The 12,576-nt window shown below is 63.2% G+C and carries 10 protein-coding genes; 3 read left to right on the plus strand and 7 right to left on the minus strand.

What is annotated here, in order from left to right; genetic code table 11:
- The first annotated feature begins 24 nt into the window (after positions 1-24).
- The 3 genes from AC4P1R_RS13400 to trhO all read left to right on the plus strand — a co-directional run bounded on the left by AC4P1R_RS13400 (position 25) and on the right by trhO (position 2,467).
- Positions 25-498: a CYTH domain-containing protein gene (locus AC4P1R_RS13400; RefSeq protein WP_151611606.1), complete on the plus strand. Its 474-nt coding sequence runs from the start codon at positions 25-27 to the stop codon at positions 496-498.
- A complete protein-coding gene (locus AC4P1R_RS13405) occupies positions 495-1,403 on the plus strand; it encodes a CHAD domain-containing protein (protein WP_492177079.1) in 909 nt (302 codons plus the stop codon). Before AC4P1R_RS13400 ends, AC4P1R_RS13405 begins: the two co-directional genes overlap by 4 nt.
- Before the next feature lie 119 nt (positions 1,404-1,522).
- Positions 1,523-2,467 (plus strand): oxygen-dependent tRNA uridine(34) hydroxylase TrhO, encoded by a 945-nt coding sequence (gene trhO / locus AC4P1R_RS13410; RefSeq protein ID WP_273360553.1) that lies wholly within the window; start codon positions 1,523-1,525, stop codon positions 2,465-2,467.
- Between the two features lie 91 nt (positions 2,468-2,558).
- Here trhO and AC4P1R_RS13415 read toward each other — a convergent pair whose 3' ends face one another.
- The 7 genes from AC4P1R_RS13415 to AC4P1R_RS13445 all read right to left on the minus strand — a co-directional run bounded on the left by AC4P1R_RS13415 (position 2,559) and on the right by AC4P1R_RS13445 (position 12,561).
- Positions 2,559-3,932 (minus strand): GH1 family beta-glucosidase, encoded by a 1,374-nt coding sequence (locus tag AC4P1R_RS13415; RefSeq protein ID WP_273360554.1) that lies wholly within the window; start codon positions 3,930-3,932, stop codon positions 2,559-2,561.
- 143 nt (positions 3,933-4,075) lie between these two features.
- Positions 4,076-5,260 carry a Gfo/Idh/MocA family protein gene (locus AC4P1R_RS13420; RefSeq protein WP_069459065.1) on the minus strand — a complete coding sequence of 395 codons (1,185 nt, stop codon included), beginning with the start codon at positions 5,258-5,260 and terminating at the stop codon, positions 4,076-4,078.
- Positions 5,261-5,469: 209 nt separating this feature from the next.
- Positions 5,470-6,522 carry a sugar phosphate isomerase/epimerase gene (locus tag AC4P1R_RS13425; RefSeq protein ID WP_273360556.1) on the minus strand — a complete coding sequence of 351 codons (1,053 nt, stop codon included), beginning with the start codon at positions 6,520-6,522 and terminating at the stop codon, positions 5,470-5,472.
- 232 nt (positions 6,523-6,754) lie between these two features.
- Entirely contained in the window at positions 6,755-8,065 is a 1,311-nt protein-coding gene (xylA, locus tag AC4P1R_RS13430; RefSeq protein ID WP_151611611.1) for a xylose isomerase, read from the minus strand.
- Between the two features lie 112 nt (positions 8,066-8,177).
- Positions 8,178-9,632 carry a xylulokinase gene (gene xylB, locus AC4P1R_RS13435; protein WP_069459062.1) on the minus strand — a complete coding sequence of 485 codons (1,455 nt, stop codon included), beginning with the start codon at positions 9,630-9,632 and terminating at the stop codon, positions 8,178-8,180.
- A 10-nt stretch (positions 9,633-9,642) separates the two neighbouring features.
- Complete coding sequence (locus tag AC4P1R_RS13440) at positions 9,643-10,680, minus strand: LacI family DNA-binding transcriptional regulator (RefSeq protein ID WP_069459061.1); 1,038 nt, start codon at positions 10,678-10,680, stop codon at positions 9,643-9,645.
- A gap of 294 nt (positions 10,681-10,974) precedes the next feature.
- Positions 10,975-12,561, minus strand: a complete 1,587-nt coding sequence (locus AC4P1R_RS13445; RefSeq protein WP_151611612.1) for a DHA2 family efflux MFS transporter permease subunit — start codon at positions 12,559-12,561, stop codon at positions 10,975-10,977.
- Between the last annotated feature and the right edge of the window lie 15 nt (positions 12,562-12,576).

Raw genomic sequence — 12,576 nt, forward strand, 5'->3', positions numbered from 1 at the left:
ACCTCTCAAGACCGGCAGGCTTCCATGGCTAAGGAGATCGAACGAAAATTCCTGGTCGCGTCCGACGGCTGGAAACACCACGCCGACAAGGGTATCAGGCTTCGGCAGGCCTATATCGTGACCATGGCGGATCGCTCGGTGCGGGTCCGCATCCACGGCAACAAATGGGCGCGCCTCACCGTGAAGATCGGCAAATCCTCGCTCGTTCGAAATGAATACGAATATGATCTGCCGATGGACGACGCCCGCGAGTTGCTGGGCCAGGCGGTCGGCCTCGTCATCGAGAAGCGGCGCTTTCGCGTGCCGCACAAGGGTTTCACCTGGGAGGTCGACGTCTACGAGGGCGCGCTCGGGGGACTCGTCGTCGCCGAGGTGGAAATGAAGCGGGAATCGGATCTGCCCGCCTTGCCCGTCTGGGTGGGGCGGGAGATCACCGGCGACCGCCGCTATTCCAACCAGGCGCTCGCCACTGAAGGGGTCCTGGTGGCTCAGCCATGACCTATGCCTTCGACCCTGCCCATCCCTTCACGGAAGACTTCCGCGCGATCGCGGCCGAGCAGATCGGGTGCGCAGTAGCCGTGCTGGAGGAGCAGCCGGGAGGCATGCATGAGGCGATCCACGACGCCCGCAAGAACTTCAAGCGTCTGCGAGCCCTCTACCGTTTGGTGGCCTGCGACGCGGCGCTCTTCCAGAAGCAGGAAAACGCCCGCATTCGGGAAATGGCGCGGAATCTGTCGATCGTGCGCGATGCGGCCGCGCTTGTCGAAAACGCCAATTACCTGCGTGCGCATGCGGCAAGTGAGGAGCAGCAGGTCGCTCTGGATAAGGTCTGCGCGATCCTGGCGATCCGCCGCGACAGGATCGCTGCAGAGGAAACCGATCTCGAGCGAAAAATCTGCGTGACAATCGCCGGCTGCGAAGCGGCGCTTGCGGCACTCGCGCGCGTGTCGTTCCATGATGGCAGGCGAAAATCGGCCGCCCGACTGGAAAAGGGCTGGCGGCGCACGCTGAAACGCGCGGCGCGCGCGAGGTCTGCCTGCGAAACGGGCACCGACGCCGTGCTCTTTCACGAGTTGCGCAAGCGTGCCCAGGACTATCGGATGCATCTCGCCCTCCTCAGGGAAGTGTGGCCATCAGCCATGCAGGCAAAGCGGTCAGACACCAAGGAATTGGTCGACCTGCTCGGCCACCTGAACGACCTCTCCACCCTGACGTCGCTCATCGACGAAGAGCCGGAGATCGCCGGCGACAGTCAGAACCAGACACATCTCCTTTCAGCCGTAATCGCCCGCCAGGAAGAACTTCGTCAGGAGGCTCTGCAGCGGGCGCAAGCCGTCTTTTTCGACGCGCCGGAGCGGGAGAGCCGGACGGTCGGATTACTCTGGCTCGAGGCGGGACGGTAGCTTCTTTTGCCTCTCATCCGGCCTCCCCGCCATCTTCCCCCCGTTTGCAGGGGAGCGGCGATCACAGGCGCTATTCGCCGCAATTGCGCCGGAGGCCCGAAAGCTGTATTTGCCTGCCCATGAACGACACCTTCACGACACCGCGCCCGGAGACGCAAGGCCAATTTCTCGTGGCCGCGCTCTATCACTTCGTTTCCTTTCCGCGCTTCGCCGAATTCCGCGGACCGCTGCAGGTCGTCTGCGATGAAAACGGGATCAAGGGCACGCTGCTCATCGCCCGGGAGGGCATCAACGGCACGATCGCCGGCAGCGAGAAAGGAATCGCCGCGGTGCTCGCCTTTCTGCGCGCGCAGCCCGAATTCGCCCGCCTCGAGCACAAGGAGAGCCGGGCCTCGTCCATGCCCTTCCTGCGCATGAAGGTGCGCCTGAAGAAGGAGATCGTCACCATGGGCGTCGAGAACATCGACCCCAATCGGGTGGTCGGCACCTATGTGGAGCCGAGGGACTGGAACGCGTTGATCTCCGATCCCGAGACGCTCGTCATCGATACGCGCAACGACTACGAAACCGCGATCGGCCTCTTCCGCGGCGCCGTCGACCCGAAGACGAAGAGCTTCCGGGAGTTTCCCGATTGGGTACGCAACCATGGCGGGCTGCACAACAAGCCGAAGATCGCCATGTACTGCACCGGCGGCATACGCTGCGAGAAGGCGACCGCCTTCATGAAGGAACAGGGCTTCGAGGAGGTCTACCATCTCAAGGGCGGCATTCTCAAATATCTCGAGGAAATCCCGTTGGAGGAGAGCCTCTGGGACGGCGCCTGCTTCGTCTTCGACGAGCGCGTTTCGGTCACCCACGGCCTTCAGGAAGGCGAGCACACGCTCTGCCATGCCTGCCGCCAGCCCTTGACGCCCGAAGACCTGTTCTCGCCTCTCCACGAAGAAGGCGTCTCCTGTGTGCATTGTCACGACGAGCGCAGCGAGGAGGATCGGGAGCGCTACCGGGAACGAAAGCGGCAGATCGCCCTGGCGAAGAAGCGCGGAGATAGGCATCTGGGGAACTGAACCGAACGACGACCTTCCCGAGCCGTTCAGGTACGCATGCAGTAATTCAAAGTGCTACAGCGCGTCTAATAAGACCCGCGGCGCTGTAGTGTCACACAGCCCTATGGTTGCCCTTCGGGAACCGCTCCGCCAGTTCCTGGTACCAGTAACCGCTCTTCTTGATTGTTCGCACCTGCGTCTCGTAATCAACATGGACGATGCCGAAGCGCATGCGATAGCCTTCGGCCCATTCGAAATTGTCCATGAGGCTCCAGGCGAAATAGCCGCGCATGGGATATCCCTTGGCGATAAGGTCTGCCGTCACCGCCAGGTGGTCGGCGATGTAATCGAGCCGCGGCTGGTCGTCGACAGCGCCTTTCTCGACGCCCATGTTGTAGCAGGCGCCGTTTTCGGTGATGTAGCAGTCGGGGAGCGCATAACGGGCGTTCAGCGTTTCGACCAGAGTGCCGAGCGCCGGCGCGAAGACCTCCCAGCCGATATCCGTCTTCACCTCGCTGACCGGCTTGCTACTGACCGTGGCCGGATATTCGGCACCCGGGGCGGGGTCCTGCGAGACGCGCATCGGCGTGTAATAATTGAGCCCCCACCAGTCGAGGGGCTGTGCGATCGTCGCCATGTCGCCGTCTTCGATCGGCGGCATGCGGGAACCGAGCGCCGCCAGGAAGCCCTCCGGGTACTCGCCCTTGAAGACCGGATCGAAGAAGACGCCATTGTGGAAATCGAAAGCACGTTCGGCCGCAGCCTTGTCCTCGGCGCTGTCGCTGCCGGGATAGACCGAATGAGCGTTGATGACCATGCCGACCGGCAGTTCCGGCCGTTCCGAGCGGATTGCTCCGACGCCGAGGCCGTGGGCGAGATTGGTAAAATGCAGTGCGGCAAGCGCCGCATCCATGTTGCGCTCGCCCGGCGCATGGATACCGTAAAGATGTCCGAGCCAGACGGAGCACCAGGGCTCGTTGAAGGTCGCCACCGCGTCAAGTCGGTCGCCGAGACGGGCGATCACCGTCTTGGCATAACGCTGATAGGCATAGGCGGTGGTCCGCGCTGTCCAGCCGCCGTCGCCCATCAGCGCCAGTGGCAGGTCCCAGTGGTAAAGTGTGGCAAAGGCCTTGATGCCGCGGGCCCTCAGGCCGTCGACGAGCCGATCGTAGAAGTCGAGCCCCCTCTCGTTGACCGGTCCCGTGCCTTCCGGAATGATGCGTGGCCAGGCGATCGAAAAGCGATAGGCCTCGACGCCGAGGCTCTTGATCAGGTCGAGGTCCTGCTCCAGCCGATTGTAGTGATCGCAGGCGATGTCGCCGTTGTGGCGCCCGAAAACACGGCCGGGCATATTGGAAAAGGCATCCCAGATCGACGGCTTGCGTCCGTCCGCCTTGCTGGCGCCCTCGATCTGGAAGGAAGCTGTGGCAACGCCGAAGACAAAGTCGCCCGGGAAGCGCTCTGCGAGTTTCCTGGCTTCGATCATGCTCATCATCCTTGCTCTGGCAGCGGCGTCCGGCCGACAAGCCGTGGCCGCCGCTGCGCCTCTTCTATTCCGACCACCGCCTGAAGCGACAGTGGCAAATGTCAACCCGCGACGGAAGGGTTGCCCCTCCCATCGCCCGGGCCTCAAACCTTTATCCAGGCGCCGTTGCGCTTCGAGGAGCGAACGCAGGCGTCGACAAAGACCATGCCCTTCATACCGTCGTCGATTGTCGGATAAGTGACGGCCGGGTCCACCGTTTCGCCGTTGCCCCTGGCATGGATCGCCCGCGCCGCTTCCGTATAGATATTGGCAAAGGCTTCGAGATAGCCTTCCGGATGGCCCGAAGGAATACGCGATGCTCGGGCAGCCGCCGGTGATGCACCCGCACCGGCGCGGGTCAGCAGGCGCTTCGGCTCGCCGAAGGGCGTGTACCAGAGATAATTGGGGTCCTTCTGCGTCCATTCGAGACCGCCCTTGCTGCCATAGACGCGCAGCATCAGCCCATTTTCGTTACCGGGCGCCACCTGGCTGCACCAGAGCATGCCTTTTGCGCGCGCGCCGTCCTTCTCCTTGAAGCGCAGCATCACATGGGCGTTGTCGTCGAGCTGACGGCCGGGAACGAAACTGTCGAGATCGGCGGAAAGCTCGTCCAGTTCCAGCCCCGATACGAAGCAGCCGAGATTATACGCGTGAGTGCCGATATCGCCGGTCGAGCCGCCGACGCCGGAGCGCGCCGGATCCGTCCGCCATGCCGCCTGTTTCTGGCCGGACTGCTCGATGCTCTCGGTCAGCCAGTCCTGCGGGTATTCCATGTGGACGAGGCGGACGGCGCCGATCTCCCCATTCGCGATCATCTCGCGCGCCTGCCGCACCATCGGATAGCCGGTGTAGTTATGCGTCAGGACGAAGAGCGCATCGCTTTCGTCCGCCGCCTGCTTGAGCTTCTTCGCATCGGCAAGTGTCGAGGTCAGCGGCTTGTCGCAGATCACGTGAATGCCGCGCTTCAGAAATTCCTTGGCGGCGGCATAATGCACGTGATTGGGCGTGACGATCGCCACCGCCTCGATGCCGTTCTTCAGCTTCGCCTCGCGGATCGCCATTTCCTTGAAATCGGAATAGACGCGCGAGGGGTCTAGGCCGAGCTCGCGGCCCGAGGCCTGGGCCTTGTCCGGCGTCGACGACAGAGCGCCGGCGACCAACTCATAGTGACCGTCGAGCCGAGCGGCGATGCGATGCACCGCGCCGATGAAGGCGCCGGAGCCGCCGCCCACCATGCCGAGACGGATGCGCTTCTGATGAGTTTCCGTGCTGCTTCCCTCAACTGCCATGCGTGTTTCCTCTCCTGACCTTAGCTGTTGGGCAATACAAAGCCCCCTCCCCACCCCCTCCCCACAAGGGGGAGCGGCTTCACCTGCCGTCCGCTCCATTCATGTCCCGACGCCTTTCGGGAGTATGGATATCTTGCTGATGATGACGGCGGGAGCAGTTCGGGAAGCCCCTCCCCCTTGTGGGGAGGGGTTGGGGAGGGGTTTCCCGCTTAAATCCCCAGCATCCGCCGGTTCGCCGCCTCATCCGTGCCGCTGTCGGCGAAATCGTCGAAGGCCTTTTCGGTGACGTGGATGATGTGCGCCTTGACGAACTCCGCGCCCTCGCGCGCGCCGTCCTCCGGGTGCTTCAAGGCGCATTCCCACTCAACCACAGCCCAGCCGGCGAAGTCGTTCGCCGCCATCTTCGAAAACACCGCACCGAAATCCACCTGACCGTCGCCGAGCGAACGGAAGCGGCCAGCGCGGTTGACCCAGCCCTGATAACCGCCATAGACGCCCTGCCGCCCGGTCGGATTGAACTCCGCATCCTTGACGTGAAACATCCGGATGCGGTCCTTGTAGATGTCGATATTGTCGAGATAATCGAGGCACTGCAGCACGTAGTGGGACGGATCGAAGAGCATGCAAGCGCGGGCGTGATTGCCGGTCCGTTCGAGGAACATCTCGTAGGTTATGCCGTCGTGCAAGTCCTCGCCCGGGTGGATTTCATAGCAGACGTCGACGCCGCAATCCTCCGCATGGTCGAGGATCGGTTTCCACCGCCGGGCGAGCTCGTCGAAGGCGGTTTCCACCAGGCCTGTGGGACGCTGCGGCCAAGGATAGACGAAGGGCCAGGCGAGCGCGCCGGAAAAGCTTGCCATGGCGTTGAGACCGAGGTTCTTCGAAGCCGTCAGCGCCAGCTTCACCTGCTCGACCGCCCATTCCTGGCGCGCCTTCGGATTGCCGCGAACCTCCGGTGCGGCGAAACCGTCGAAGGCCTCGTCATAGGCGGGATGCACCGCCACCAATTGGCCCTGAAGATGGGTCGAAAGCTCGGTGATCTCGACGCCGTTGTCGCGTGCCGTGCCGGTGATCTCGTCGCAATAGGTCTTCGATGCGGCTGCCTTCTTCAGGTCGAAGAGCCGGCCGTCCCAGCTCGGTACCTGCACGCCCTTGTAGCCGCAATCGGCGGCCCATTTGGTGATCGCGTCCCAGGAGTTGAACGGCGCCGCATCGCCGGCGAATTGCGCAAGAAAGAGCCCCGGTCCCTTGATGGTCCTCATGCAAATTTCCTCCCTTTTGCCTCTCTGAGAAAACCGGCGTGCCGGTCAAGTGGTGGCCGTTGAGCGCTTCGTCCCCGCAATTTCGTGACAACCGACATACCTGCAACGTTGCAGGAGCCAAAAGCTAACAGAATTTCCGTCAGGGGCAATGGGCTTCTGCCGCCTTGTGGAAAAAGAACTCGTCACGCCGGCAGGAGCGCTGACCACGCCCCTGCCAAGGGACGGATGCCCGTCAGACGTAACGGTTGACGATGTTTTCCAGAAGTTCCTGCTTGCCGGATTTGGGCTGCGGATTGAGGTCGGCCTTCAGAACCCAGGCCTCGATCTCTTCGAGCGAGAAGCCGCCCTCGAGCATCTTCTTCGCTTCGGGTACAGCCCAGCCGGCGTAACGTTTGTCGAGCGGGGCCGAGAGCGCCTTGTCCCCGATCATCTTCGCCGCCGCCTTCAGGCCGCGCGCGCAGCAATCCATGCCGCCGATATGGCCGATCAGCAGATCCTCCGGATCGATCGACTGGCGGCGCAGCTTCGCATCGAAATTGGTGCCGCCGGTCTTGAAGCCGCCGCCGGACAGGATCTGATAGTAGGCGAGCGCCATTTCCGGAACATTGTTCGGGAACTGGTCGGTATCCCAGCCGGACTGGTAATCGTTGCGGTTCATGTCGATCGAGCCGAAGATGCCGAGCGCATTGGCAAGTGCCAGTTCGTGCTCGAACGAGTGGCCGGCGAGGATCGCGTGGCCCTGCTCGATATTCACCTTCACCTCGTTTTCGAGGCCGTATTTCTTCAGGAAGCCGTAGACGGTCGCGACGTCGTAATCGTATTGGTGCTTTGTCGGCTCCTGCGGCTTCGGCTCGATGAGGATCGTGCCCTTGAAGCCGATCTTGTGCTTGTATTCGACGACGAGATTTAAAAAGCGGCCGAGTTGGTCGAGCTCGCGCTTCATGTCGGTGTTGAGCAGCGTCTCATATCCCTCGCGCCCGCCCCAGAGCACGTAGTTCTCGCCGCCGAGCTTTTGCGTCGCGTCGATGCAGGTCTTCACGGTCGCCGCCGCGAAGGCGAAGACGTCCGGGTCGGGATTGGTCGCGGCACCGCCCATATAGCGGCGGTTCGAGAAGAGGTTCGCGGTACCCCAAAGCAGCTTTACCCCGCTGTCCGCCTGCTTCCTGGCGAAATAGTCGACGATCTCATTGAGGTTGCTGGTGTTCTCGGCAAAGTTCCGGCCCTCCGGGCGCACATCCGCGTCATGGAAGCAGTAGTAGGGCGTGCCGAGCAACTGGAAGAACTCGAAGGCAACGTCGGCCTTGAGCTTCGCCGCTTCCATCGTGTCCTTGAACCATGGACGCTCGAAGGTCTGTCCGCCGAAGGGATCGCCGCCCGGCCAGACGAATGTGTGCCAGTAGGCGACGGCGAAGCGCAGATGCTCCTCCATCCGCTTGCCAAGGACGATCTCGTCCGGATTGTAGTGACGGAAGGCAAGCGGATTGGTGCTTTCCGGCCCTTCATATTTGATCTTGGCGATATCGCCGAAAAAACCCGTGTTCACGGCTGGCTCCTCTCATGGACTCTGCAATGCCGGCTCTGTCCGGCCGTCTGGTGGAAAGGTAATCGTTTACAGTCCCTCGGGTGACCGGCACCGGCCGGCTGTGCCTGGCTCGTTACATCGTCGCTCCCTTGATTGCGGGGTAAAGCCGACGGTAGCGCCGGTAGGCGTCTTCATAGGCCGGCACCAGCGAGGCGTCGGGCGCGATCGTTTCCGCCGTCTCGGGCGCCGTGCAGACAGAAAACGCATCCGCGCCGGTCGCGGCGATCAGACCGAGCCGCGCCGAGCCAAACGCCGCACCGAAATCGCCATCGGCCGGTAGGTCGACCGGCAGGTCGAGCGCCGTCGCGATCGATTTCAGCCAATAGCGGGAGCGGGAGCCGCCGCCGATCGCAGTGACGCGGGAAAGCAACGTGCCGGCCGACCGCAAGGCTTCCAGGCTGTCGCGAATCGCAAAGGAAACGCCTTCGAGCACCGCCTGCGTCAGCACCGCTCGCGAGCTCTCGTGCCCAAGGCCGGCAAAGGCGCCGCGGATCGCCGCGTCGTTGTGCGGCGTGCGCTCTCCGGAGAGATAGGGAAGGAAGGTGACCGAACCGGGCGCCTTGAGCTCATCGCCAAGCTCTGCGGTGAGATCCGCCGCGCTCCTGCCGGTTACGCCCGCATGCCAGTTCAGCGCGTCGGTCGCCGAAAGTATGACGCCCATCTGATGCCATGTGTTGGGCAGCGCATGGCAGAAGGCATGAACGGCGCTTTCCGGATTGGGGAGATAGCGGGCGTTGGCGGAAAAGAGCACGCCGGACGTTCCGAGCGAGACGAAAGCATCCCCCTCGCCGACGGTGCCCATGCCGCAGGCAGACGCCGCATTGTCGCCGGCGCCGCCGGCCACGACGACGTTCTGGCCCATGCCCCAGCGGCTCGCAAGTTCCGGCCTCAAGGCGCCGGCCCCTTCGGTCCCCTCGACGAGGCTCGGCATCTGCCGCTCCTCGAGGTATGTGGCGGCAAGCAGACTCTCGGACCACCGGCGCTTGCCCGTGTCGAGCCACGACGTGCCGGCGGAATCCGACATTTCCGACATGTGCTCGCCGGTCAGCCACAGGCGGAGATAGTCCTTGGGCAGCAGGACCCAGCGCAGCTGCGCGAAGATCTCCGGCTCGTTTTCCCGCACCCAGGCGAGCTTCGGCGCGGTGAAGCCGGGAAAGACAATGTTGCCGGTGAGCGCGCGGAACTGCGGGTCGCTGTCGAGTTCGGCTGCTTCGGCGTAGCTGCGGGTGTCGTTCCAGAGTATGCACGGCCGAAGCACGGCGTCATGCTTGTCGAGAAGCGTTGCGCCGTGCATCTGGCCGGACAAGCCGATCCCGCGGACGGCGGCAAGCGCCTGTGAATGGGCCGCCTTGAGCCCGCCGATCGCCTCGTCAGCCGCACGGATCCAGTCGGCGGGATCCTGTTCCGACCAGCCGGGACGCGGGCGAGACACGTCGAGACCGGCCGAGGCGGAACCGACGATGCGTTGGTCGTCATCGATCAGCATCGCCTTGACGCCGGAGGTACCGAGATCCAGTCCGAGATACATGGGTATCCTCCTAAGCCTGCCCGTTCGGCAGATTGTCCTTCAGGAATATATCGATGCGGATGCGTTCCTGCGCCGCAATCACCGGCAGGCCGTCCGCCTTGGCCTTGAGGACGCGGATCGCGCTCCTGACCTCGTGGCCGGCATCCTGGTTGAGGATCACGTCGATCGTTCCGGAGACAAGCGCGGCGCGGCTATAGGGGGTCAGTTCGTGTGCAACCACGCAGATCGTTTCCGCCTTGCCCGCCGTCTCGAGCGCCGCGACGAGACCGCGATTGCCGGCGCCGAGACTATAGATGCCGGCAAGATCCGGCTGCGCAGCGAGAAGCGCCGCGACCAGCTTCTGGGCGAGCACCGCATCGTCCTGGCCCTCGATTACCGGCAGCAGCGCGCGGGCGCCGAAATGGTCGCGCATCACCGCATGAAAGCCTTCAAGCCGATCCCTGTGATCGCGCACGAGCATGGAGCCGGCCAGCACGGCGACCGGTCCTTCGCGGCTGCCGAGAAAGCGTCCGATCAGATTGCCGGCCGTGCGCCCGGCGGCGATATTGTCGATGCCGGCGAAATGATCGCGCGCCGAACCCGGCAGATCCGAGACGAGAGTCACAACGGCAATACCGTCGTCGCGAAGACGTTTCACCGCCGCGGTCACTTCTGGCGCATCGATAGCGACGACGGCAACGCCTGCCGGCTGTCGCCGATGCGCCTCTTCGAGTGCCTCCGCCAACGCCTGCGGATTGAAGGCCGGTACCGACAGAATGGTGATCTCCGTGCGCTCCGCCGCCGAGCGGGCGATCGCCGCCCTGACTTCGACCTCCAGGCCGCGCATGAAGGAGTTGTCGCCCGCCGGAACGATGAAAACCAGCGGATAGGTGCGGCCCTTTGCAAGGTTCGCTGCCGTGACGTCGCGTACGTAGCCAAGCGTTTCGATCGCCCGCTCGACCTTGTCGCGCGTCACGGCCCGGACGCCCGGACGCTTGTTCAGCACCCGGTCGACGGTGGCCAGGCTGACGCCCGCTTCGGCGGCGATATCGTGAACGGTTGGGCGCATCTTCTCCTCCTCGGGAATCCCCTTAGAGGAATTTCTGATGTACGTAAATCAAAAATGTATTGAGGGCGCCATTGGCAGGAGGGGATGGTTCAATACAAAAACGCCCGCAACGAGTTTGACACTCTTGCACCGTGGTGGCCCCTCACGCTTGTCCCGCAAAAGGCAACGGAACGGGAGCACAACGGCCACCATTCTCTCCGCCAACGCCTAGCACAGGCAAAGAGCGGCTGGAAAGTTGCCGCATCTCCCTCCGCCCTATGCGGGGTAGCTGGGCGGATGAGGGATTCGTAGCCTTTAATGCCCGCCGCCGGTGCTGCCATCCTGCGGTTTGCTGATCATCAGGACGCCGGTGATCATCACCAGGAAGAGTGCGGTCAAAAGCAGGAATATGTCGCCGAACGACATGATCGCCGCCTGTTGCTGCACCATGGCGGCCAGTTGCTTGACGGCGGCGGTCGTGCCGTCAAGGCCATAGGCGTCGAAATTCGCCGCCATGCTGTTGAGGCGATCCACCGCCTCGGGATTGCCCCATTGAACGTGCTCGGCAAGTCGGGCGTGATGGAAATCCTGCCGCGCTGTCAGGATCGTATTGATGATCGCAAGTCCGACGGCGCCGCCGAGATTGCGCGTCAGATTAAAGAGACCGGAGGCATTGCGGACGCGCTCGGGCGGCAACGTACCGAGCGCGATATTGTTGATCGGCACCATGCAGAGCATCAGCGAGCAACCGCGCAGGATCTGCGGCACGAACAGTTCCCAGAAGTCCCAGTCCGCGGTCAAATGGCCCATCATCCAGGTGCCCGCCGCGAATCCCGCAAAGCCGATCCCCATCATCAGTCTGGGATCGAGGCGCCCCGCCAGGAAACCTGCGACCGGCGCGGTGAAGAACATGGCGAGGCCCGAGACGAACATGGTCTCGCCGATCATCAGCGAATCATAACCGCGTATCCGGCCGAGGTAGAGCGGATAGAGATAGGTGAGTCCGTAGAGACCGATGCCCATGACGAAGGAGAAGAGTGAGCCGAATGTGAAGTTGCGGTTGGCGAAGGCCCTGAGATCGACCACAGGAAATTCCGCCGCGAATGCCCGGTGGAAGAACACAAGGGCACCGAGCGCGGCCGCGACCGCGCCCATGACGATATGTGTGTCATTGAACCAATCATTGGCGTTGCCTTCCTCCAGCACGTATTCGAGCGAGCCCAGAAAGATTGCCATCGAAAGAAGGCCCCACCAGTCGAACTTCTTCATCAGTCCCAGTTCCGGCTTGTCGAAGTCGATGAAGGTCCAGGTCAGCGACGCAACGATGATGCCGGGAATGACATTGACGAGGAACAGCCAGTGCCAGGAAAAGGCGTGGCTCAGATAGCCGCCGACCGTCGGGCCGATGGTGGGCGCCAACGTCGCGATCAGCCCGATGATTGGCGAGACGACGTTGCGCTTCGACGGCGGGAAGATGGTAAAGGCGGCGGCAAAGACCGAGGGAATCATGCCCCCGCCGATAAAGCCCTGGATCGCACGGTAGACGATCATCTGCTCTATGTTGGTAGCGGTCGCGGCGAGTGCGCTAGCCGCCGTGAAACCGGCGGCGGCGACGGAAAAGAGCACGCGCGTCGAAACGATGCGGGCGAGTGTGCCCGACAGCGGGATCATGATGACTTCGGCGATCAGATAGGCAGTCTGCACCCATCCGATCTCGTCCGAGCCGGCGGAGAGCCCCGCCTGGATTTCGGCAAGTGAGGCCGAAACGATCTGGATGTCGAGGATCGCCATGAACATGCCGACCACCATAGCCAGGAAAGCGATCAGCCGCCGCGGGTCCATGCGTTCTTCCGCGCCGACGGCGCGTGCCGCCACGACGCCCGCTGCTGCCGTTGCCGCCATCCTGGGCACTCCTCG

Source organism: Sinorhizobium sp. Y406, from assembly GCF_058732025.1.

Bases quoted from the DNA above. Each gene is read 5' to 3' on its own strand.
- AC4P1R_RS13400 (WP_151611606.1), top strand. From the start codon at position 25: ATGGCTAAGGAGATCGAACGAAAATTCCTGGTCGCGTCCGACGGCTGG.
- AC4P1R_RS13405 (WP_492177079.1), top strand. From the start codon at position 495: ATGACCTATGCCTTCGACCCTGCCCATCCCTTCACGGAAGACTTCCGC.
- trhO (WP_273360553.1), top strand. From the start codon at position 1,523: ATGAACGACACCTTCACGACACCGCGCCCGGAGACGCAAGGCCAATTT.
- AC4P1R_RS13415 (WP_273360554.1), bottom strand. From the start codon at position 3,932: ATGATCGAAGCCAGGAAACTCGCAGAGCGCTTCCCGGGCGACTTTGTC.
- AC4P1R_RS13420 (WP_069459065.1), bottom strand. From the start codon at position 5,260: ATGGCAGTTGAGGGAAGCAGCACGGAAACTCATCAGAAGCGCATCCGT.
- AC4P1R_RS13425 (WP_273360556.1), bottom strand. From the start codon at position 6,522: ATGAGGACCATCAAGGGACCGGGGCTCTTTCTTGCGCAATTCGCCGGC.
- xylB (WP_069459062.1), bottom strand. From the start codon at position 9,632: ATGTATCTCGGACTGGATCTCGGTACCTCCGGCGTCAAGGCGATGCTG.
- AC4P1R_RS13440 (WP_069459061.1), bottom strand. From the start codon at position 10,680: ATGCGCCCAACCGTTCACGATATCGCCGCCGAAGCGGGCGTCAGCCTG.
- AC4P1R_RS13445 (WP_151611612.1), bottom strand. From the start codon at position 12,561: ATGGCGGCAACGGCAGCAGCGGGCGTCGTGGCGGCACGCGCCGTCGGC.